19 protein-coding genes are annotated in these 21,418 nt (G+C 68.3%); 5 read left to right on the top strand and 14 right to left on the bottom strand.

The window, feature by feature from the left end; genetic code table 11:
* Positions 1 to 8: 8 nt before the first annotated feature.
* The 3 genes from pruA to QOZ81_RS02520 form a co-directional block, all read right to left on the bottom strand.
* Positions 9 to 1,640 (bottom strand): L-glutamate gamma-semialdehyde dehydrogenase, encoded by a 1,632-nt coding sequence (pruA, locus tag QOZ81_RS02510; protein ID WP_291202095.1) that lies wholly within the window; start codon positions 1,638 to 1,640, stop codon positions 9 to 11.
* 23 nt (positions 1,641 to 1,663) lie between these two features.
* The gene (locus tag QOZ81_RS02515) at positions 1,664 to 2,500 is read right to left on the bottom strand and encodes a substrate-binding domain-containing protein (protein WP_291202092.1); all 837 of its coding nucleotides are present in this window, start codon (positions 2,498 to 2,500) and stop codon (positions 1,664 to 1,666) included.
* 80 nt (positions 2,501 to 2,580) lie between these two features.
* Complete coding sequence (locus tag QOZ81_RS02520) at positions 2,581 to 2,940, bottom strand: winged helix-turn-helix domain-containing protein (protein WP_291202089.1); 360 nt, start codon at positions 2,938 to 2,940, stop codon at positions 2,581 to 2,583.
* Between the two features lie 72 nt (positions 2,941 to 3,012).
* Between QOZ81_RS02520 and QOZ81_RS02525 the strand changes: the two genes are divergently transcribed.
* Positions 3,013 to 3,456 carry a hypothetical protein gene (locus QOZ81_RS02525; RefSeq protein WP_291202086.1) on the top strand — a complete coding sequence of 148 codons (444 nt, stop codon included), beginning with the start codon at positions 3,013 to 3,015 and terminating at the stop codon, positions 3,454 to 3,456.
* Positions 3,456 to 4,679, top strand: a complete 1,224-nt coding sequence (locus QOZ81_RS02530) for a molybdopterin molybdotransferase MoeA (protein ID WP_291202083.1) — start codon at positions 3,456 to 3,458, stop codon at positions 4,677 to 4,679. The genes QOZ81_RS02525 and QOZ81_RS02530 overlap by 1 nt, the downstream gene beginning before the upstream one ends.
* Here the strand turns inward: QOZ81_RS02530 and QOZ81_RS02535 are convergent.
* Together QOZ81_RS02535 and QOZ81_RS02540 are read right to left on the bottom strand one after the other, a co-directional pair.
* Positions 4,673 to 5,521, bottom strand: coding sequence for an amidohydrolase family protein (locus tag QOZ81_RS02535; protein WP_291202080.1), 849 nt, complete (start codon positions 5,519 to 5,521; stop codon positions 4,673 to 4,675). The genes QOZ81_RS02530 and QOZ81_RS02535 overlap by 7 nt on opposite strands.
* A gap of 401 nt (positions 5,522 to 5,922) precedes the next feature.
* Positions 5,923 to 7,410 (bottom strand): hypothetical protein, encoded by a 1,488-nt coding sequence (locus QOZ81_RS02540; protein WP_291202078.1) that lies wholly within the window; start codon positions 7,408 to 7,410, stop codon positions 5,923 to 5,925.
* Positions 7,411 to 7,529: 119 nt separating this feature from the next.
* On the opposite strand from QOZ81_RS02540, the gene QOZ81_RS02545 reads away from it, so the two are divergent.
* A complete protein-coding gene (locus QOZ81_RS02545) occupies positions 7,530 to 8,924 on the top strand; it encodes an MFS transporter (RefSeq protein WP_291202075.1) in 1,395 nt (464 codons plus the stop codon).
* Positions 8,925 to 8,927: 3 nt separating this feature from the next.
* On the opposite strand, the gene QOZ81_RS02550 is transcribed toward QOZ81_RS02545, so the two are convergent.
* The 4 genes from QOZ81_RS02550 to QOZ81_RS02565 are packed head-to-tail and all read right to left on the bottom strand — an operon-like array spanning position 8,928 to position 13,606.
* A complete protein-coding gene (locus QOZ81_RS02550) occupies positions 8,928 to 11,291 on the bottom strand; it encodes a hybrid sensor histidine kinase/response regulator (protein ID WP_291202072.1) in 2,364 nt (787 codons plus the stop codon).
* Positions 11,284 to 11,889 (bottom strand): DUF1638 domain-containing protein, encoded by a 606-nt coding sequence (locus QOZ81_RS02555; RefSeq protein ID WP_291202069.1) that lies wholly within the window; start codon positions 11,887 to 11,889, stop codon positions 11,284 to 11,286. Before QOZ81_RS02555 ends, QOZ81_RS02550 begins: the two co-directional genes overlap by 8 nt.
* Positions 11,886 to 12,890, bottom strand: a complete 1,005-nt coding sequence (locus QOZ81_RS02560; RefSeq protein WP_291202066.1) for a uroporphyrinogen decarboxylase family protein — start codon at positions 12,888 to 12,890, stop codon at positions 11,886 to 11,888. The genes QOZ81_RS02555 and QOZ81_RS02560 overlap by 4 nt, the downstream gene beginning before the upstream one ends.
* Before the next feature lie 17 nt (positions 12,891 to 12,907).
* Positions 12,908 to 13,606, bottom strand: coding sequence for a cobalamin B12-binding domain-containing protein (locus QOZ81_RS02565; RefSeq protein WP_291202063.1), 699 nt, complete (start codon positions 13,604 to 13,606; stop codon positions 12,908 to 12,910).
* Positions 13,607 to 13,847: 241 nt separating this feature from the next.
* On the opposite strand from QOZ81_RS02565, the gene QOZ81_RS02570 reads away from it, so the two are divergent.
* Together QOZ81_RS02570 and QOZ81_RS02575 are read left to right on the top strand one after the other, a co-directional pair.
* Positions 13,848 to 14,990 (top strand): homogentisate 1,2-dioxygenase, encoded by a 1,143-nt coding sequence (locus tag QOZ81_RS02570; RefSeq protein ID WP_291202060.1) that lies wholly within the window; start codon positions 13,848 to 13,850, stop codon positions 14,988 to 14,990.
* A gap of 296 nt (positions 14,991 to 15,286) precedes the next feature.
* Positions 15,287 to 16,204: a mechanosensitive ion channel family protein gene (locus QOZ81_RS02575; protein WP_291202057.1), complete on the top strand. Its 918-nt coding sequence runs from the start codon at positions 15,287 to 15,289 to the stop codon at positions 16,202 to 16,204.
* Between the two features lie 36 nt (positions 16,205 to 16,240).
* Here the strand turns inward: QOZ81_RS02575 and QOZ81_RS02580 are convergent, their stop codons facing one another.
* The 5 genes from QOZ81_RS02580 to QOZ81_RS02600 form a co-directional block, all read right to left on the bottom strand.
* Positions 16,241 to 16,639 carry a nuclear transport factor 2 family protein gene (locus tag QOZ81_RS02580; protein WP_291202054.1) on the bottom strand — a complete coding sequence of 133 codons (399 nt, stop codon included), beginning with the start codon at positions 16,637 to 16,639 and terminating at the stop codon, positions 16,241 to 16,243.
* Positions 16,640 to 16,649: 10 nt separating this feature from the next.
* Complete coding sequence (locus QOZ81_RS02585; RefSeq protein ID WP_291202051.1) at positions 16,650 to 18,119, bottom strand: amidohydrolase family protein; 1,470 nt, start codon at positions 18,117 to 18,119, stop codon at positions 16,650 to 16,652.
* Between the two features lie 69 nt (positions 18,120 to 18,188).
* On the bottom strand, positions 18,189 to 19,046 hold the full coding sequence (locus QOZ81_RS02590; RefSeq protein WP_291202048.1) for a flavin reductase family protein: 858 nt from the start codon (positions 19,044 to 19,046) through the stop codon (positions 18,189 to 18,191).
* On the bottom strand, positions 19,043 to 20,083 hold the full coding sequence (locus tag QOZ81_RS02595; protein ID WP_291202045.1) for a proline iminopeptidase-family hydrolase: 1,041 nt from the start codon (positions 20,081 to 20,083) through the stop codon (positions 19,043 to 19,045). The genes QOZ81_RS02590 and QOZ81_RS02595 overlap by 4 nt, the downstream gene beginning before the upstream one ends.
* 26 nt (positions 20,084 to 20,109) lie before the next feature.
* Positions 20,110 to 21,417, bottom strand: coding sequence for a metal-dependent hydrolase family protein (locus tag QOZ81_RS02600; RefSeq protein ID WP_291202042.1), 1,308 nt, complete (start codon positions 21,415 to 21,417; stop codon positions 20,110 to 20,112).
* Position 21,418: the final 1 nt, after the last annotated feature.

A 21,418-nucleotide genomic window follows, 5' to 3' on the forward strand; every position in this document is an offset into this window, starting at 1 on the left:
AGCCGCTCCTACTCAGCTTCCATGAACGGGAACTTGATGTCCCGGGGAGGCGTGAAGCTCTCCTTGATGGTGCGCGGGGAGGTCCAGCGGATCAGGTTCAGGAAGCTGCCGGCCTTGTCGTTGGTGCCCGAGGCCCGGGCGCCGCCGAAGGGCTGGTGGCCCACCACGGCCCCGGTGCACTTGTCGTTGATGTAGAAGTTGCCCGCGGTGTTGGCCAGGGCCTCCGTGAGCTGGTTGATGACGTAGCGATCCCGGGCGAAGATGGCGCCGGTGAGGGCGTAGGGCGAGGTCCCGTCCAGCACCTTCAGCGTCTCGGCGAGCTGGGCGTCGTCGTAGACGTAGATGGTGACCACCGGGGCGAAGATCTCCTCCTCCATGGTCACGAACTTGGGATCCGTGGTGAGGATGACCGTGGGCTCAATGAAGTAGCCCTTCGACTTGTCGCCCTTGCCGCCGGCGATGATCTTGGCGTCCTTGGCGTTCCGGGCCAGCTCGATGTACTTCATCGTGCTGTCGAAGGCGGCCTCGTCGATGACGGCGTTGAAGAAATTCCGGAAGTCGCGCACGTCGCCCATCTTCACCTCGGCCAGCAGGCCCAGGATGAGCCCCTGCATCTCGGTCCAGCGGGAGGCGGGGATGTAGACGCGGGAACAGGCCGAGCACTTCTGGCCCTGGTACTCGAAGCCGGCGCGGACGATGGCGGCGGCGGTCTCCACCGCATCGGCGGAGGCGTGCATGAAGATGTAGTCCTTGCCGCCGGTCTCACCCACCAGCCGGGGATAGCTTTTGTAGCGGGGCAGGTTGTCGGAGATGGTCTTCCACATGCTGTTGAAGACCCCCGTGGAGCCCGTGAAGTGGAGGCCCGCGAAGTCGCGGTGCTCCAGGGCGATCCTGCCGATCATGGAGCCGCGGCCGGGGATGAAGTTGATGACGCCATCCGGCAGACCCGCTTCCTTGAAGAGCTGCATCAGGTAGTAGTTCGACAGGATGGAGGTGGAGGCCGGCTTCCAGACCACCGTGTTGCCCATGATGGCCGGGGCCGTGGCGAGGTTGGCGCCGATGGCCGTGAAGTTGAAGGGCGTCACCGCCAGGACGAAGCCTTCCAGGGCCCGGTAGTGGACCCGGTTCCACACGTGGGGATCCGAGATGGGCTGCTGCTGGTAGATCTGCTCCATGAACTTCGCGTTGAAGCGGAAGAAGTCCGCCGTTTCGCAGGTGCTGTCGATCTCCGCCTGGTAGGCGCTCTTCGACTGGTTGAGCATGGTGGCGGCGTTGAGGATGTAGCGGTACTTCGAGGAGATGAGGCTGCCCATCTTGTGGAAGATGGCGGCGCGGTCCTCCCAGGGCGTGGCCTCCCAGTCCTTCTTGGCGGCCAGGGCCGCGTCGATGGCCAGGCGCACCTCGGCCTCGCCGGCCTCATGGTAGGTGGCCAGCACGTGCTGGTGGTCGTGGGGGCAGACGGCCTTCTGCGTCTTTCCGGTGCGCACTTCCCGGCCGCCGATGATGAGCGGGATGTCGAGCTGCTGGTTGAACTGCCGGTCCAGCTCGGCCTTCAGGAGGGCGCGCTCTCTGGATCCGGGGGCGTAGGGGAGGATGGGCTCGCTGTGGGAATCGGGCAGGCTGAAGATGGCGTTCGACATGGGTGCTTTCTCCTTCCGGCGTCCTATTCCTGGATGCCGGCATCAGGGAAGAATAGCGGTGAGCCAAAGGTTGCGATTCCGAATTCTTTGATGCGTGCCTGGACATCTTTCGACACCAGGAAGTCAGCAAAGGCGCGGGCTCCGGCCGCATTCACCTTGGGAAACCGCGCGGGATTTACCTCGATGACGTGGTAGACATTCCGGAGGGACGGATCGCCTTCGTGGAGGATGGCGAGCCCCAGTTTTTTCTGCAGGGCTAGGTACGTGCCCCGGTCTGACAATGTGTAAGCCCGCTTCTCGGCGGCGATGGCCAGTGTCTGGCCCATGCCCTGGCCGGTCTGCTGGTACCAGGCCTGGCCTTCGGCGGTGACGCCCGCGGCCTTCCACAGCTTCAGCTCCATGGCATGGGTGCCGGAGTTGTCGCCCCGGGAGAGGAACGTCGCCTTCGCAGCGGCGATCCGCTGGAGACTTTCCAGGGCCGTGCGCTTCGTGATGCCGGCGGGATCGGCGGGGGGCCCTAGCAGCACGAAGTCGTTGTGCATGACGATGCGCCGGTTCACGCCGGATCCATCGGCCACGAGGGTCTTTTCGGCCTCGGGGGAGTGGACCAGCAGCACGTCGGCCTCGCCGCGCTTGCCCATGGCGATGGCCTGGCCCGAACCCACGGCGATGGTCTTCACCACATAGCCTGTCTGCCTTTCGAAGCGGGGGATGAGGTCGTCCAGCAGGCCGGAGTCCTGGGTGCTGGTGGTGGTGGCGAGGATCAGGGTCCTTTCGGCGGGCGGCGCGGCCGCCAGGCAGGCGGAGGAGAGCGCCGTGGCCAGCGCCAGGCCCCATCGCAGGATCGTGGATCGGTTCATGTCAGCCTCCGGTTCGCTAGTTTCGCAGGGATATAACGGTCGGAACAGCCAGGCGTGTGCTTGTTTTGCGGATCGTCACATCAGTCCAGCAGGCGCTTCCGGAATTCCCGGACATCCTCCTCGATGGCCTTGAAGGCCTTGGCCTGGATCCGGCGGAAGCGGGTGAGGGCCTCCTGGCCCAGCTCGGTCACCACCGCGCCGCCGCCCCGCAGGCCACCCTTGGCGGCGGTCACCACGGGGCTGGGGAAGCACTGGTTCATCTCATCCACCAGCATCCAGGCCTTGCGGTAGCTCATGTCCAGCTCCCGCGCCGCCGCGGAGATGGAGCCGGTGCGGCCGATGGCCTCCAGCAGATCGGCCTTGCCCTGCCCGATGGCGATGTTCTCGCCCACCGCGATGCGGATGCGGATGGTGACGGCCGAAGGGGCGGGCTTGGTCATGGCGGATTCCTTGAGTCCGACCATTTCAGCACAGAGCCGGATGCCGGGGCTGGATTCTGCTAGAACAAAGGCATGGATCCCACGGGTGCGGACAGGTCGGCGCGCAGCAACCTCATGGCCCTGCTCTTTCCGGAAGCGCCCCGGCACTTCCCCTGGGCCCGGCCGGCCCAGCTGGTGCTGCGCAGCCTCCACATCGCCGCCATGGCCATGGTGGTGGGGGCCCTCCCCTTCGGCGCCCCCTTCGAGGCGCTGCGGCTTCCCATCCTCCTCACGCTGGCCAGCGGCGTGCTGCTCTTCGCCATCGACCTCGCCCGGGACCTGGCCATCCTCAGCCAGGGCAGCGGCGTGGCCGTGCTGCTGAAGCTGGGCCTCCTGGGCCTGGGCGCCCTGCAGCCCGCGGACCGGCTGCCCTGGTACCTGGCCGCCACCCTGGTGGCCTCCGTGGGCTCCCACATGCCCGGTTCCTGGCGGCATTTCTCCTTCCTCAGCTGGAAGGTGATGAGGTATCCCGACTGATGCCCACGCCCGCCGAAGCCCTCGCACTCATCCTGGATCGGGTCGCGCCCCGGTCCCCCCGGCGCCTGCCGCTGGAAGCCATCCTCGGCATGGCCGCGGCAGAGGACCTGGTCTCCACGGCCACGGTGCCGCCCTTCACGAACTCCGCCATGGACGGCTACGCCGTGCGGGCCATGGATCTGGCGGACGCTTCGCCGGAGCAGCCCGTCCGCCTGCGCGTGCTGGGTGATCTGGCCGCGGGGGGCGTTCCGCTCAGCGCCGTGGGGCCGGGCGAGGCCCTGCGCATCATGACCGGCGCGCCCATGCCCGAGGGCGCCGACTCGGTGGTGCCCGTGGAGGACACGACCCGGGGCGAGGATTGGGTGGAGACCGCCAAGTCCCTGCGGCCGGGCATCCACATCCGTCTGGCGGGTGAGGACCTGCGTGCGGGGCAGCTGCTCGTGAAGGCGGGGCAGGGGCTGCGGCCCGGCGACCTGGGCGTGCTGGCGGCGGCGGGAATCCCCACGGTGTCCGTCCATCCCCGCGTCCGCGTCGCCGTGCTCACCACAGGCGACGAGCTGGTGGACGTTTCGGAGGAGCCAGGCCCCGGCCGCATCCGGGATGCCAACATCCACGCAGTGTGTGCCCAGGTGTCCGCCTGCGGGGCGATTCCCGCCCCTTTTCCGAGGGTGCCGGACGACCGCGCCACGCTGATGGGCGTGCTGCGCCAGGCCCTGGAGGCCGACGTGGTCCTCACCACGGGGGGCATCTCCGTGGGCGACTACGACTTCATGAAGGCCATGCTCGAGGAGCTGGGCGCCGAGCGGATCTTCTGGAAGGTGGCGCAGAAACCCGGCGGCCCGCTGGGCTTCTGGATGCTGGGCAGCAGGCCCATCTTCGGCATCCCCGGCAATCCCGTGGCCGCCATGCTCATGGTCGAGGAGTATGTCCGCCCCGCGCTGCGCAAGCTCATGGGCTTCGCGAAGCTCCACCGCCCCGTGGCCCAGGCCCGCCTGGAGGACGGCTGGACCGGTCGCACGGACCAGCGCACCACCTTCCTGCGCGTCGTGGCGCGGCGGGAGGCGGACGGCCTCCACGCTCGCACCACCGGGCCCCAGGGCTCGGCCATCCTGTCCTCCATGCTCAGCGTCAACGCCCTGGCGGTGATCCCCGAGGGCGTGGCCCGCGTGGAACCGGGCGGCACCGTGCAGCTGCACCTCACGGAAGAGGCCGAGGATCACTGAGCCGGCAGGCTCTCCGGGCTGCGCTGGAAGAGCTCGGCGGGCCACCGCCGCCCGGTCCCCGGGTCCTTCAGGGTGCGCTTGAGCACGAAGTCGAAGAGCAGCGGGTTGTGCTTCCAGACCTCGTTGAGGGCCTTCCGCTCGGCGGCGCTGATCAGCCTCAGCTCCACCAGGCGGCGGGTCCAGATGACGAGGTCTACGCCGGGCAGCGGATAGTCGCTGCCGTTCAGCAGGCGGCCGTCGAAGTCCGGCCGGGCGAGCAGGGTCTGCAGCGGCGCCGGCAGGCGGTTGATCTGGGTGATGGCCGAGAGGTCACCGAAGAGCCGCCCGCGGTAATTTGGATCCTCCATCAGGCGCAGGAAGAGGTCAAAGTTGCGGGCCACCTTGCCGGGATGGTCAAGGTCCGCGTTCTTCCCCAGGCTGGCGCAGTGGGCCACGATCACCGTGACGTCCAGGTCCAGGGGCCGGCGCAGCTTCAGGGGATTGCCCAGGGCCTGGGCATCCTTCACGGCCACGGCCTTCTCCTCGCCGGCATGGGTCAGCAGCACCACGCCGAGCTCCCGCATGCGGCGGTAGAAGGCGTCGAAGCGCGGATCGGCGGGATCGATGGCCTGGGCATTGGGCAGCCACTTGAGCAGGCGGCCCCCCCTGGCGGCGCAGGCCTCCAGCTCCTGGATGGCGTCCTTCCGCGCGGGGTGGATGGACATCACCGGCACGAACAGGTCGGGGGGCTGGGCCGCCGCGGCGAACACATAGGCGTTGGGCACGTGGAACTCGGTGCGGGCCGCATCCGGCGTGCCATCGGCCCGGTAGGCCTGGTCCATGGCCAGCAGGTGGAGCCGCACCGGATGGGGAAGGCACGGGCCCGGGCCGCCAGCACCTCGAGGTAGTCGTGGTCGAAGTGAGCGAGGCCCTTCACGCCCGTGGCCTTGAGGTAGAGGTTCGTTTCGAAGCGCTTGAAGGGATGCCTGGGACTGAGCTTCTCGGGGTTCACGGAGGTGCCGTCACCCTCCTGGCCCAGGCCGATGGCGTGGACATGGACGTCGATCACGGGGCGGGCCGGATCCAGGTCAGCGAAGGCCCGGTCGATGAGGGCCTGCCCGGCGGGGGAATAAGGCTTGGCTTCCCGGGTCCTTCCGGCCCACGCCGAGGGTCCTGAGCCGAAGGCAAGGCACAGGGCGAGCCATAGGCGAACGGAGCGGGAAGGGGCCATCGCTCCGTTCTACCAGAGTCGGCTCCGGTTGCGTCAGGGCGTCACGACCACCTGCACGGTGCGGGTGGCGCTGCCGTAGGGGCCCTGGGCTTCCAGGGTGTAGGTGGTGGTCCTGGTGGGGCGCACGGTCACGCTGGTGCCCGTCACCCAGCCGATCTCCGGGGTGATGAAGGTGCGGGTGGTGTTTGTGGCGGTCCAGGTGAGCTGGCTGCTGGTGCCGTTGGCGATGCTGGCGGGATTTGCGCCGAGGGTGGGGATGGCCGGCGCGGCGCCCGTGGGGACCGTGGTGTACACGGTGCCCATCTGCACCACCTCCAGGTCGGAGCCCTTGATGCCGGAGAGGCTGGCGAGCTGATTGTTGTCCCAGCGGTCGTCCGGCGCACCGCTGATGTACCAGGCACTGCCGTTGTCGGCCAGGATCATGCCGTAGCGCTTGAGGGCGGTGAGGACCACGCGGGCCTGGGCGGGATAGGCGCTGATGTCCACGCCGGCCTTCAGCCGCACCCGCAGGCCCATGGGCGGGGCGCTGGTGCTGGTGTTGCTGGAGGCCCAGTGGGTGGCGGGGAGGACATAGGCGCGCCGGGATACGGGCACCGTAAAGCGCAGGGCGTGGGTGATGGCCCCGGCGGCCACCTCGTCGTAGCGGGCCAGGCCGGGGAAGATGGGCAGCCCCGCCGCATCGGCACTGGTCCAGCCGTGGGGTCGCAGGGTGTTGCTCTTGAGATCCCAGGTGGAGGCCGCATCGGCGGTCCAGCTGCCGTCGCCCTGGAGGAAGGCTCGGTACAGCTCGTAGAGCACACAGGCGTCGCGGTCCATCACCAGCACGTGGCGATCGCCGGTGGACCCGCTGCCGCCTTCGACGGGGGCGGTGGCAGGGATGGGCATGGGTCCGGGGTCGCTCTCATCGGCGTAGCCGGTCGCAGCGATGGTGACGGCCACCTTGGGCTGCGCGCCGGAGGCCACCACGGCGTAGGGGATCCCGATGGGACTGCCGGCGTAGAGGCCCGCGCCGAAATCCGGGTGCAGGCCAGTGCCAGTGCCGATGAAGGCGATGATGGCGGCGCTGTTGGGATCCACCGGATCGCTGGACACGTCGCGGTTCCAGGCGTTGTCGGCCGGGAAGGGGAGGAAGCCCTGGAGGGCGGCGCCGTTGCCCAGGGCGGCGCCATTGCAGGCGCCCGCGGGCGGCTGGACCGACACGGTCACGGGGGCCTGGGCGGACTTGGTGGCATCCGCCGCGCTGACGGCCTTCACGTGGAAACTCCCGGCGGTGCCAGGTGCCGTGTAGAGCCCCGCCGCGCTGATGGTGCCACCGGAGGCCTCCACCACGCTCCAGGTCACGGTCTGGTTCGTGCTGCCGGCCACGATGGCCTGGAAGGCTTGGGTACCGCCGGTCCAGACGCTGGCCCCCGCGGGAGAGATGGTGAGGCTGACGGGCTGGGGCGCCGGTGAGGAAGACCCGCCCCCGCAGGCGAGGGTCAGAACCAGGGCCGTCCCGCTGACCAGGGCCCGTGCACGCATGGTTCCTCCCCAGGATGCTGCCTGAATCCATGAGTGTTGTCGCCTCGCGGGGAAAGTCAACCGCGCGCCGACCGGGTCTGGGACGGCCCATGGCACACTAAGCGGACCCCGAGGTATCCATGAGCTCAGAGCCCACGTTCCGCGAGAAGTACGCCTTCCCCTCCACGTTCTGGAGCGCGAACGTCATCGAGTTGTTCGAGCGGGCAGCCTTCTACGCCATGGCGAGCTTTGTGGTGATCTACCTGGGGCAACTTGGATTCGGTGCCACGTGGCCAGGTGTCATCAATGGGCCCCTGCTCTGGGGCACGCTCTACCTCATGCCCATTTTCTCGGGGACCATGGCCGATCGCATCGGTTTTAAAAAGGCCCTTCTTCTTGCCTTCGGCGTGCTGGCCATCGGGTACTTCCTGATGGGCTCGCCGGTCTGGTTCGGGGGGCATCGGCTTCAGAACGCCATGACGGATCGGGTGACCGTGGGGTGGCAGCTGTGGATCACCGTGATCATGGGCATCCAGCTGATCGGGCTCGGTGGTTCCTTCGTGAAGCCCTGCATTGCGGGCACCGTCCAGAAGACCGCCGGGGCCAGGAAGACGCTCGGGTTCGCCATCTTCTACATGGTCATCAACATCGGGAGCGTGGTGGGGCGGGTGGTGGCCTATTTCGTGCGCAGCCGGCCTGGCTTCGATCTCAGCATCATCTTCGGTGTCAGCATGGCTGCCGCTCTGGTCGCCTTCGTCATGGTGCTGTTCTTCTACAAGGATCCCGACCTGGAAATGGGCGTGACCGAAAAGGCGCCCTCCCGCTCCCTCCGGGACATCTTCATGGGGATCTTCACCGCCCTCGGGAATGGACGCTTCGCCCTCTTCATCGTGGTGGCCAGCGGGTTCTACTTCATCTACAACCAGGTCTACACGCTGTTGCCGCTCTACGTGAAGCGGACTGTGGAACTGAGCCCCAGGATGGACCTCTACACCGCGGCCAACCCGGTCGTGATCGTGGCCTTCCAGCTCCTGATCACGAAGCTCTTCGGCAAGCTCCCACCCATCAAATCGATCGTCATCGGGACGGTGATCATCGGGCTGTCGATGCTCATCAACATCGTGCCGGTGTACCTCTCCGGTGGCGTCGAGGAGGGTACGAGATTCCTCTTCTGGGTGCTTCCGCTGGGATCGGTGTTCATCATCCTGACGGTCGCACTCATCGCCTTCGGCGAATTGTTTGCATCGAGTCGCCTCTACGAGTACATCGGGTCCCTTTCGCCCAAGGGACAGGAGGGCCTGTTTCTCGGGTACGCCCAGCTGCCCATGGGAATTGGGGCCATCGTGGGTGGCCCTGTGGGCACGGTGTTCTTCAACTACTTCATGTGCCGCCACGCGGAGAGACTGCCGAACGGCCTGCTCAAGTTGGATCCGACCTACGCCATGCTCGGCTGGGTCATCCTCGGTTCGTTTGGTCTGCTAAGCGCCCTCAGCATGCTGATCTACAACCGCTGGCTGCAGAGGCAGCCCGCCTAGGGATCACCGCTTCGGCAGGATGGCCGCGAAGGTGGCCTGGAGCTCCCGGAAGCTGAAGGGCTTGGCCAGGATGGTCACGCCCTGGATGGCGCGGGCCAGGTCCAGGGCCCGCTGATCGGCCCGGCCCGTGGACAGCAGGATGGGTACCTCCGGCAGGGCGGCCCGGAGCCGCGGCAGGGTGCGGGCCCCGCCCCAGCCAGGCATGTTCATGTCGAGGATGACCACGTCCGGCCGGAAGCCCTGGTTCACCAGCTCCATGGCCTGCTCGCCGCTGGAGGTGACGGTGGCCTCGTGCCCCATGGCCTCGAGCTGCGCCGCGACCGAGCTCTGGATCAACTCGTCGTCGTCCACCAGCAGGATGCGGCAGGAGGCGCCCGACTGGGTGGCCTCATCCTCCTCCCGGGTGGCCGGTTCCACCTGGGTGGGGACCGACTGGAAGCGCATCTCGACGGTGGTTCCCAGGCCCAGCCGGCTCTGGATGCTCAGGTCGCCGTGGTGGGCCTTCACGGTACTGTAGGCCAGGGACAGTCCCAGGCCGGTTCCCTTCCCCTGGGCCTTGGTCGTGTAGAAGGGTTCGACGGCGTGCTCGAGCGTCTCCGGGGACATGCCGCTGCCCGTATCCGCCACGGTGAGGAGGACCCGGCCGTCCGTCAGATTCCGGGTGCCCAGCGTGAGGTTGCCCCCCTCCGGCATCGCATCCACGGCGTTCACGCAGAGGTTCATGAGGACGAGGCTCAGGGCATCGGGATCACCGAGGATGGTCCCCACCTGGGGGTCGAGATCCAGCCGGATGGCGACGTTCGCGGGGATGGTCCGCTCCAGCAGACGGGCTTCTTCCTGGACGAGGCCGTTGAGGGACACCGAGCGTTCGCCGGTCATGTCCTTCCGGGCGAAATCCAGCAGGCTCTTCACCATGTTCCGGCCCCGCAGGCAGGCCTTCGTGATGGTCTGGAAGGTGCTGTGAAGCCGGGTCCCCTCCGGCTGCAGGTCCAGGTTCGTGGTGGCGAGGCCGAGGATCGCCCCCAGCACATTGTTCATGTCGTGGGCCAGGCCGCCCGCCAGGTTGCCCAGGCTTTCCATTTTTTGGGCAAGACGGAGGGCCTCCTGGGTCTGGATCTCGTCGGTGATGTCGCGGAAGACGGCGAGGCTGCCCGTGACCTGGCCCGCCGCGTCCCGGCGGGGGGTGGCGGTCAGCTGCAGGGTGCGTCGCGTGCCGTCGGCCCTGCGGATGTGGGTCTGGTAGGAGTCGGTCTGCCCATCCACGCGGCGCGTCGTCTGGGCCCTCGCCTGGTGCCAGTCGACGTCGTCCATGAAGGTACGGAGGTTCTGGCCGATCAGCGGATTGGACCCCACCCCGAAAATGCGGGCCGCCTCCGGGTTGGCCATGATGATCGTCTCGTGGAGGTCCGTGGCGGCCACGCCCTCCCCGAGGATCTCGATCAGCTCCCGGTGGTGCGCCTCGCTCTCCCGCAGGGAGCTCTCCGCTTCCGCCTTCTCGGTGAGGTCCCGGATGAAGCCGATGATCATGTCCCGGCTCGGGATGTGGGTGGTGGACACCTCCACGGGGAAGGAGGAGCCATCCTTCCGCTTGTGCCGGGACTGGAAGCGGTCCATGCCCTCGGCCTTCATCTTCTCGGTGTGCTGGTCGGTCTCGGTGCGGGTCTCATTGGCCTCCAGGGCGGAAACGTGCAGGGTCCGCAGTTCCTCGATGGAATAGCCGGTCATCCGTGCATAGGCCTCGTTGGCATCGAGGAGATCGCCGCGGCCGTTCACCAGGACGAAGCCGTCCAGGTTCGTCCGGAGCAGAGCCCGGTACTCCTCGGCCTGGGCGACGACCTTCTCCTCCTGGGACTCGAAGTGGAGGGCGTTGCGCAGGATCAGGGCGAACACCGGTGACAGCACGTCCAGCATGTGGATGACGTCGTCCGTGCGCTGGAGGTCCAGGTGGTCGAGGGCGATGAGGGTGCCCACCCGCAGGCCGCCCACGCGGAGCGGCGTCAGGCTGAGGGACTTGATCTCCAGGCTGCCCAGGGCCTCGCCGATGGCCTTCGGCACCAGGGGCTGGAAGTAGATGGTTGCGTTCTTCGGGTCGGGATCGGCCTTGATGACCTGGCCCAGCCCCGCGAGCAGGTTCCCGTTCCTCGCCCGCTCGGGCTCGAGCGCCACGATCCGGATGGGATTGCGCTGGAGGTCGGACCCGTGCTGGAGCATTGCCACGGCCCGGACGCCGAGCACCTCCCGGAGCTTGCGCGTCAGGAACCGGCCCATTTCGGCGGGGCTCTCCGAGAACCGCAGGATCTCGGCGAGCAGGTCCACGATCATGAACTGGACGGCAGCGGCGTCGGTCCTCTGGTTGCGCTCAGTCATGGTGGCCTGCGGTCTGGATGGCCTGTCTCAGGTTGGCGAGCAGGGGATCGAGGGAGACGGGGAGGATTTCCACGGGGAGGCCCAGGAATTCGCTGGCCCCGGCGAGCTCTTCATGGGGCACGGGCAGGATGCCAGTATCAAGGTAGATCAGCCGCGTGTGCAGTTCCTGCATGAAGGTCTTCGCGCAGGGGCCCAGGAGGCCCAGCTGCCCCACGAAGACCTGCCGCCAGGAGCGGGCCCATTCCGGCATGAGGAAGAAGGCGCCCTCCCGGCGGAGCTTCCGGTAGGTCTCGCGGCCGAGGACGATTTCGCAGCAGTTGATCCCCTGGGTCCGGGTGGTCCCGGGCTCCGCTTCGAAGTCCTCCATGTGCCCGCAGCAGTCGCCGTAGGCGATGACCACATCCCGGTCCGGGTCCTGCCTGCGGGCCGCCTCGAGAGCCTCCTGGAGCCGCACCTCGAGTTTCGCCGGGACCATGTGCAGCATTGAATTCAGGTACTCCACGGGCAGGTCGAGCCTGCCCGAGGCCTGCAGGGCCTCGAGCTCCTTCCGGAAGATCGAACAGGCGATGCACCGCACGCGACGGGGATCCTGGTTCATGCGGGGACCCGCCCGGCCCGGCACACGGCGTCGGTGAGCGCCTCGATGCACTCCGGAGGGGTGTCCAGGGGGATGTCGGCGCAGCAGGTCGCCAGGGCGAATTGCTGATCCGGGCCACGCTGCGCCAGGGCCCGGTCGCACAGGACCCCGACCTCGTCCGGGCGAAGTCCCGCCAGGTCGGGGCCGCTGAGGTTCCCCAGCAGGAGCGGGCCTGCGCCCAGCACCCTCCGGGCCTCGCCAAGGTCTTCGCCGGCATCGAGGACATAGCCCACGACGTTCGGGTGGCCCATGAAATCGCCGAGGTGGGGGAGCAGGGGGCAGCCTCCGTGGTGCAGGATGACGGGGCCGGGGATCTCGGCCAGGGCCTCTCTGAGCGCGGGTCGGCCCAGGGTTTCCACCACCCGTTCGGGGACGATGAAGCGGTTGGTCAGGTTGGCGGTCAGGGCCAGCGCAGTGGCGCCGTCGCCCAGCATGGCCTTGCCGAGGGCGGCGAAGAAGGGCGTCAGGCGGTCGAGGAGGGCCCGGGCGACCTCCGGCTGGAACAGGAGGGCATCCAGCCAGGCCTCGAGGCCGATGATGAGCGGCGGCAGGTCGAGGGGACTGACCAGGAGCCCGATGACGGGGACCCGGCCCGCGTACCTCCCGGCGAGCAGGCGGATGCTCTCCCGCAGGTAGAGGATGCCCGGGTGGCTGTCCACGTCGGGCAGCGGCAGCCTGAGCGCCGCCTCGGCGGATTCCGCCGCGAAGGCGGCCACATTGGGCGGCTGGCGGAGACTGGAGGTCACCCGGCTGCCGAAGGCCTCGCCGAGGCCGGCCAGGACGAAGGGGCTGATGAGGAAGTCGGGGCTGAAGGTCTCGAGGATGGCGACCTGGCCCTCGACGTAGACCGCGGGATCCCGGTAGTGATCCTTGAGGGAGGCGCCCGTGAGCTTCGCTCCGTAGAGCCCGGCGTTGAGGAGCAGGAGGGGCCGGTCGGCCGGCTGGTCCTGGAGGGCGGCCATCAACCGCTCGAGGCTGTTCATGGCAGGGCACGCAGGGGGGTGGGGTCCAGGTTCAGGGAGCGCTGCCAGAGCCGCTCGAACAGGGCCGAGGCCTCCAGGGCGCTGGTGGCGGTGCCATCCCCGCCCAGGTCCGACACCAGCTCGGGTCGCAGCTTGAAGACGGCGCCCCCCACGGCGAGCTGGACCTTGCCGGTCAGTCCGCGCCGGTCGATCTCCGCCCGGATCCGGGCCACGTTCTTGGCGGTGGTGTACATCATGGCCGAGGCGCCGATCACCCGCGCCCCGGTCTCTTCGGCCTGATCCACGAACTGGGCCGGCGGGACATCCACGCCCAGGTCGCGCACGTCCCAGCCGGCGGTCCGGAGGAAGGCCACGACCATGTTCCGGCCGAGAGGATGGAAATCATCCTCGACGTTGCCCAGGAGCACCGGCCCCTTGGAGGGGAGGATCGGGCCGCCATCGGGGCTGGATTCACGCAGCAGCCTGGACAGGACATCTTCCGCGACCTTCGAGGCCACGTAGCCGGTGGCGAGGGAGACGCCGCCATGGCCCTGGGACCAGAGCGTCCCGAAGGACTCCAGGGTGGGGGACAGCAGCTCCGGGACCACCTGGCTGAAGGAACGGCCGACGGCCCAGGCGTCGACCACGGCCGCCGCGCCGGCACGGTCGGCCCGCTCGATGGCGTCGAGCAGTTCCTGGCAGTAGTTCCGATCCATGATGCCTCCACCCCGAGGGCGGGAACCCGCGCGCAGGCCTCAGCGACCTGACTGGAATATGACCCGGTTGACCCACTGGATGTATCGGTAAGAAATGGTCATGGGGAAAATTTGGGGCCGGGGGTGGGCGGCGCAGGCAGTCCATCTCCCTGCAACCGGGTCTATTCCCTGCCGTTCCGCGAATTGACGATGCCTGTGCTCACAGATTCCCGCGATAATGGGGAACTCCTCCGAGGTTGTGATGTCCAAGAAGGAAACGCCGCTGTTCCCCCTCCGCAAGGGCCTGCACACGCGGCAGGCGCACGTGGACCTGCCCGCGGGCACCTTCGAGGAGGAGCACGCCCGGCAGGGCTTCTTCGGCCGCACCACGCACCTCTACCGCCTGCATCCGGTGACGGACTGGACCCGCATCGAGGGGCCCCTGCGGCCCCACAGCTACGACCTGAACGGCCTGCAGCCCTCTGGGGATGAGGCCATCCGGGCCTCGATGTTCGGTTCCACCGAGGCGGCTTTCGCCCCCATCTGCCTGCTGCACAACCACGATGTCGCCCTGCACTGGGTGGCGCCCGCCGCCATGGACTTCTTCTACCGCAATGCGGATGGCGACGATGTCTACTACATTCATGCGGGCAGCGGAAAGCTGGAGACTTCCTTCGGCGCACTGGTCTACGCCACCGGGGACTACCTGGTGATCCCCCGGGGCACCACCTACCGCTTCCTGCCCGACTCGGCTGACCAGCGCTACCTGCTCATCGAGAGCTTCAGCGAGGTCACCATCCCCGATCGCAACCAGCTGGGCCCCAACGCCATCTTCGACCCTGCCATGGTGGACACGCCGGAGCTGGAGCCCTACGACGCGACGCCGAGGGAATGGGCCGTCCACATCAAGCGCGAGAACGAGATCACCAAGGTTTTCTACCCCTTCAATCCGCTGGACGTGGTGGGCTGGAAGGGCGACCTCACCGTGTGGCGCATCAACGTGAAGGACATCCGGCCCGTCCTCAGCGCCCGCTACCACCTGCCGCCCAGCGCGCACTCCACCTTCATCGCGAACAACTTCGTCATCTGCTCCTTCCTGCCGCGGCCCTTCGAGGAGGAGGAGGGCGCCATGCGCGTGCCCTTCTACCACTCCAACATCGACTACGACGAGGTGCTGTTCTACTCCGCGGGCCACTTCTTCAGCCGAGATGGCATCGGCGCGGGCATGGTGACCTGGCATCCCCAGGGCATCCACCACGGGCCGCACCCCAAGGCCATCCCCCTCAGCAAGACCAAGGAGCGTACCGACGAGGTGGCCGTCATGGTGGATACCTTCCGTCCCCTGAAGGCCACGCCTGCCGCAGGGCTGGTGGAGAACGTCAACTACTGGGCGAGCTGGAAGTAGGACGAGGTGCTGGCGGAAGCCTAGCCCGCGCCCAGGAACCGCTCCACGATCCGCCTCAGGGGCATGTACAGGAACCGGAAGGGGCCGTGGTGTTGCCGGCGGTCCAGCAGGTTTCGCGCTCGCATGGGGCACCCAATTGGAGGATTGATGAGAATTTCCATCATCTGCTTTGGCGACGCAAGTGAATAAGTAGGAAACCGGCAAAAATCGTAAATCGAAGATCTATCGATCATCTAAGCCCTCCTTCCATCCCGCCAGTCCGAGGCGGTTTGCTAGGCTGGATCGGGAGACGCGGCATGGAACCACGAACGGCGATGATGGCGATGCTCATGGGCCCGGAGTGGGTGAAGGGGCTGCTGGGCTGGATGGGGCGCAGCGGCTGGTCGCGCCTGGGCCACCTGCTCCTGGTGGCGGTCGCCTGCGTCGGGCTCCTCCTGGCCGTGAAGCTGGTCACCCGCGCCGTGCGCCGGGCCGTGGACGATGGGAACGACGACGTGACCTCGGACTCCGAGCGGCGGGCCGAGACCCTGGGTTCCGTGCTCACCAATGCGGCCCGCGTGTTGGTGGTGGCCTTCTTCCTGCTGATGACGCTGCAGGAATTCGGCGTGAACATCGGCCCCCTGGTGGCCGGTGCGGGCGTGGCGGGCGTGGCCCTGGGTTTCGGCGCCCAGAGCCTGGTGAAGGACGTCATCAGCGGGTTCTTCCTGCTCATGGAGAACCAGTTCGGCGTGGGCGACATCATCAGCGTGGACGACAAGCACACGGGCACCGTGGAGCGCATGACCCTGCGCATCACCCAGCTGCGGGATGCGGAAGGCCGCGCCCACTTCGTGCCGAACGGCTCCATCATCCGCGTGGTGGTGCTCTCCAAGGATTTCGCCCGCGCCCTGGTGGACGTGGAGGTGGACTACGGCACCGATCCCGACCGGGCCTTCGAGGTGCTCCGGCAGGCCGGCGCGAAGCTGCATGCGGACTGGCCCGACCAGGTCATGGAACCCCTCGAGGTCAAAGGCATCGAGACCCTCAGCCCCAGCGGCTTCATCATCCGCACTTTCACCAAGACCGCGCCCGGGGCCCAGTGGGAAGTCGCGCGGGAGCTGCGCCGGCGGATCCTGCTGGCCTTCCGCGCGGCCGGCATCGAGATTCCCTACCCGCAGCGGGTGGTCCATCACCGGGGCGCCACCCCCGGGACCGGGGCGGAATCGGACGACTGAGCGGACCTGTGGGAACCAGCCGCCCGCGGACGGGGGTCAGCGTACCAGCCAGGCCCGCGCGATCCTGCCGTCCTTGACTTCGTAGATCACGACCGCCGTGAGCGGAGGACGCTCCGCCCCGCCCGGTACGAGGAGCACGCCGGTGATGCGCTCCTGATCGAGCACGAAGGGGGTCTGAAGGACGCGGTGGAGGACCTCTGCATGGAGCGTCGGATTGGCCTGGAACCGGGCCGCATAGAAGGCGCGGATGGCCGCCGTGCCCTTGGCCAGGAGGGCACCGGTGGCGAGTTCGACGATCTCGGCATCGGCGGCATAGGTGGCGGCGAAGGCCTCCGCATCGTGGCGGTTGTAGGCGTCGAGCTGGGCCTGGATGACGGGCTGAGGGGCCAGGTCCGTCACCGGCGTCAGGATGGGAGGAGGGAGGGGTGGCAGCATGGACGGGTCCTCAGCGGATGCCCACGTGGCCGCGCACCGATTCGATGAGCCGGGCGGAGTCGTAGCCCAGGCCATCCTTGAAGACCGTCACCACGTTCTCGACGTCAGCGATGTTCCGGGAGGGGTCGCCCTTCACCACCACCAGGTCCGCCTGCTTGCCGGGGGCCAGGGTGCCGATGCGGTCGAGGCGGCCCAGGAAGGCGGCGCCGTTGGCGCTGTAGATGCGGATGGCCTCCACGGGGGTGAAGCCCGCTTCGACCAGCAGCTCCAGTTCCCGCTGATCGCCGAAGCCCGGCAGCACGCCACCCGCGCCCGTGGGGTCGGGACCGGCCAGCAGCAGGCCACCGGCCTTGACGAAGGCCAGCTCGAAGGCCATCTCCTTCTTGAGGAGCTGCTCGGCCATGCCGTTGGCGACCACCTTCACCCGGCCCCGGGCCGCGAGGTAGCTGGCCTTGGACTCGGCGGACATGGCCGCGAGCATGCGCGCCTGCAGGGGCGGGCGCCCGGGGACGCCCAGCTCGAACACCGGCAGGGTGGAGGTGACGGCCACCCGCTTCGCCACCAGGTCCCGGATCAGTTTCTGCACCTCGGGTCCGCCCACGTCCACCTTCAGCCAGGAGCCCCAGGAGGCCGACACCGGCGGGCCCACGTCCGGCTTCTTGTCCGGCGCGAACTCCGTGTCCGTGTACACGGGGCCGTGCTCGAAGTCATCGATGCCCAGGGCCATGGCCTCGGGCCAGGTCACGGAGCCCAGGTGCCCGGTCACCTTGAGCCCCCGGGCGTGGGCGGCCTGGATGGCCGCGCCGAGGTCGGCCCGGCGGATGTTCATGTAGGCCTTGAAGGAGGTGACGCCCGCATCGGCCCAGAAGTCCACGAAGCGCCGGGCCTCCTCGGGGCTCTGCAGGGCGTGCATCTGGGGCGTCATGGGCTCCAGGCCCTCGAGGTAGGGGCCCGTCACGTCCATCTTCGGACCGGGCATGAGGCCCGCGTCGATCTGCCGCTTGATGTTGAGGTCCGTGTAGGGCTCCAGGCTGCCGGTGGTGCGGATGGTGGTGATGCCGCAGGCCAGGTAGAGGCGCGGGGCCGAGTAGGCGATCTCGGCGAAGAGCCGCCCGGGCGGCACCGCCGCGCCTTTCTCATCGCTGTGGATCGAGTGGGTGTAGAAGAGGTGGTTGTGCATGCCCACCAGGCCCGGCAGTACGGTGTGGCCGGTGAGGTCGATCACCTGGGCGTCCTTGGGGGGCGTCAGGGCGGCGGCGGGCCCCATGGCTTCGATGCAGCCTCCGCGGAGGATCAGCACCTGGTCCTCGCGGGCGGGCGCCCCTGTGCCATCCACCACCCGGGCATGCACCAGGGCCACCACCGGCGCGTCGACCTTGAGGAACTGACGGACTTCGGTGGAGGGCGCGGCCACCGTCTGGGCGCCCAGCCGGACTGCCAGGACCACGGCCAGGACAGTGATGCGTCTGCAGGGGGACATGCAACCTCCCGTGATCGTGAGTGCCAAGCTACCAGGGAATCCGGCAGGGGGCCGGCAAGGACCTGCCCATCAGACCTGCAGCCGCAGGCCCGCCAGGCGCCAGGCTTCGGCCAGGTCGCCGGTGGCGAGGGCCTGGTGGATGGCATGGTCGAGGCCCGCGGGGGCGATGGGATCGCCGGGCTTCCGCCTTGCCGCCGAAAGATCTGGCAGGACCGGGCTGTTCGCCAGCTGCCCCAGGTCGTTGCCGGTGAGGACGCGGCTCGCCTTCAGGGGGGCGGGCAGGGCATCGTAGCCGATGGGTCGGCTGGCCGGCTTGGGCACTTCGAACACCGCGGCGCCGCTGGCCCGGGTGTAGAAGGCACCGCCGTTTCGGCCCACCAGGTCGAGGGCATCGGGATGGAGGATGCCATCCACGAAGCAGTCCTCGCGCACGTGGAAGGCCAGCACCTCGCCGATGAGCATCAAGCCCGAGCCCGGACCTGCGCCCAGTTCCACGACCTGCTTCAGCCGGCACTCCATCTGGAAAGGGCTTTCGCCCACCAGCGCGGGTTCCACGAAGCGCGCGGGGACCGGCGTCAGCCCGCACTTGGGGAACTCGTCCACGCCATCGGGCCACTCGGCGCTGGCCACGTTCATCGGGTGCAGCATGGCGTGGCTCACGGCGGCGATGACGAACTCCCCCGTGGCCACGGCGTTCAGGTAGGTGTGCTTCACCGTGCCATCGCGGCCGCGGCGGTTGGGCGCGAAGGCCACCGTGGGCGGGTTCGAGCCGAAGGCGTTGAAGAAGCTGAAGGGGGAGAGGTTCCGCACGCCCTTGGCGCTGATGGTGCTGGCCAGCGCGATGGGGCGCGGCGCCACGCCGCCGCAGAGCAGGGCGTTGGTTTCGATGGGACTGAGGTCCCCGGGGAGGATGGTGCGGTGGCTCACGGCTTTCCGAAGGACACGGTCTTGCGGCCCGCGTCCGTCTCCTTCAGGAAGCGGATGAGACCCCGGTTGTAGGTGGCCTGGTCGTCCCACATGGCCATGTGGCTGCCTCCGGGGCAGAGCAGGAAGCTGCCGTGCTGCACCTGGCCTGCGACCCACTTCATGTGGGCGGGATCCATGGTGTCGTGGGTGCCGCCGATGACCAGGGTGGGCATGGCGAGCTTCGGCAGGTCTGCCTTGCGGTCCCATTTCTCCAGGCGGCCCGAGGCGCCGAACTCGCTGGGCCCCTGCATGAGCACGTAGATCTCCTTGTTGGCCCGGGCGGCGGCGCGGTTGAAGGCATCGGGCCACTCCGGCAGGCGGCAGAGGTGCTTGGCGTAGAAGTGCGGGATGAGCAGCTCCATGTAGCGGGGGCTTTCATACTGGCCCTGGGCCTCCAGCTCCTTCACCTCCTTCACCACGGCTGGATCCATGCCCTTGGCCAGCACGTCCTCCGCATAGCGGTTGTAGTCGGGGATGCTCATCATCATGTTCGAGATGACCAGGCCCTTGAGGTTCACGCCGTACTTCAGCGCGTATTCCACGGCGAGGATGCCGCCCCAGGAGTGGCCCAGCAGGTAGAAGTCGTCCTTGTTCAGGCCCAGGGCCAGGCGCACCTGCTCGACCTCTTCCACGAAGCGCTCCGTGGTCCAGAGGTCCTTGTCCTTGGGCTGGTCCGAGAAGGCGCTGCCCAGCTGGTCGTAGTAGATGAACTCGATGCCCTCGGCGGGCAGATAGCCCTCCAGCGATTCGAAGTATTCATGCGTGAAGCCCGGGCCGCCATGGAGCAGCAGCAGCTTGATGCGCGGGTTGTGGCCGAAGCGCTTGGTCCACACCTTGAACTCGCCCTTGGGCGTCTTGATGGGAATGAGCTTCACGCCGCCCTCGCGGACCTTCGAGGCGTCCGCAAAGTAGGACTTGAGCGTCGGTGCGGCCTTCTGCGCGGCGGCCGGGATGGCGCCGAAGAGCGACGCGAGGACGAAACACAGGACTCGGCGCATGGATACCTCGGGATGGGAAGGCAGTCTTACCGGGAAGGTGCCGCTGCGGCAAGGGGCGCCGTGCGCACCACCACGCCGCCCTTCACGACGGTCTGGAGGCGCTGCAGCGCCGTGATGTCCTTCAGCGGGTTTTCCGGCAGCGCCACGAGGTCGGCGTGGGCGCCAGCCCCCAGGTGGCCCAGCTCCTTCACGCCCAGCAGGTCGGCGGCCACGACCGTGGCGGACTGGATGGCCTGCAGGGGCGTCATGCCGCGTTCCACCATGAGGGCCAGCTCCCGGGCGGGATTCTCGGTCCAGGGGAAGGCGCCGATGTCGCTGCCGAGGGCGATCTTCACGCCTTTGGCCAAGCCTTTCCGGAAGGCCGCGGCGAGGATCTCCGGATATTTCTTCCCGAGCGGGCCGCGCCCTTCGGCGACCCAGATCCCGGCGTAGATCGTGGGGCACCAGAACGTGCCCTGCTTCACGGCGCGGTCGAGCAGCTCCTCGGTGAAGCCATCGGCGTGTTCCAGGGTGTCGAAGCCCGCGGTGAGGGCCGCGTCGATGCCGTCCCAGCCCTTCACGTGGGCCGAGGTGCGCTTGCCCAGCCGATGCGCTTCGTCCACGAAGGCCTTCAGCTCCTCGGGCCGATAGTTGGTGAGGGAGCGCAGGCGGCCATCGGCACCCTGGGTGATGGCGCGATCCACGTAGACCTTCACCCAGTCGGCGCCGCGCCGGACCTCGTCCCGCACGGCCACGCGGATGGCCTCCACGCCATCGACCACGCGCACGCCCGAGGGCAGGTCCAGCTCCCAGGCGTAGTTCTGCAGCGGGTAGGTGCCCGTGGCGGAGAAGGCCTTCCCCGCCACGAACAGCCGGGGACCGGGTACCACGCCGGCCTCGATGGCCCGCTTGAGGTCCACATCGGCGTAGCCCGCGCCTTCGCTGCCCAGGTCGCGCATGGCGGTGAAACCCCACATCAGGGCCGCTCGCGCGGAGGCCGCCGCGCGCAGGGTCCGGTAGGGCACGCTCTCCTTGAGGATCTGATCGGCGTAGTCCTGGCTGAAGCGGTTGCCCTGCAGCAGCACGTGGGTGTGGGCCTCGATGAGGCCCGGCAGCACGAACTGGTCCGAGAGATCCAGGATCGTCGTCCCCTTCGGCGCACTGGCCGAGACCTGGCCCCAGGGTCCGCTGGCGGTGATGCGGCCCTCCTGCACCAGCAGGCCCTGATCGGTGAGGAGCTGGCCGGTCCGGACATCCAGCAGGCGGCCCGCGCGGACCAGCGAGGGCGACTGGGCGGCCAAGGCGACGCCCACGAGGAGGCCAAGCAGGTGACGAAGGGCGGGGATCCGGTTCATG

This window comes from Geothrix sp., assembly GCF_030219325.1.
Classification (GTDB): Bacteria; Acidobacteriota; Holophagae; order Holophagales; family Holophagaceae; genus Geothrix.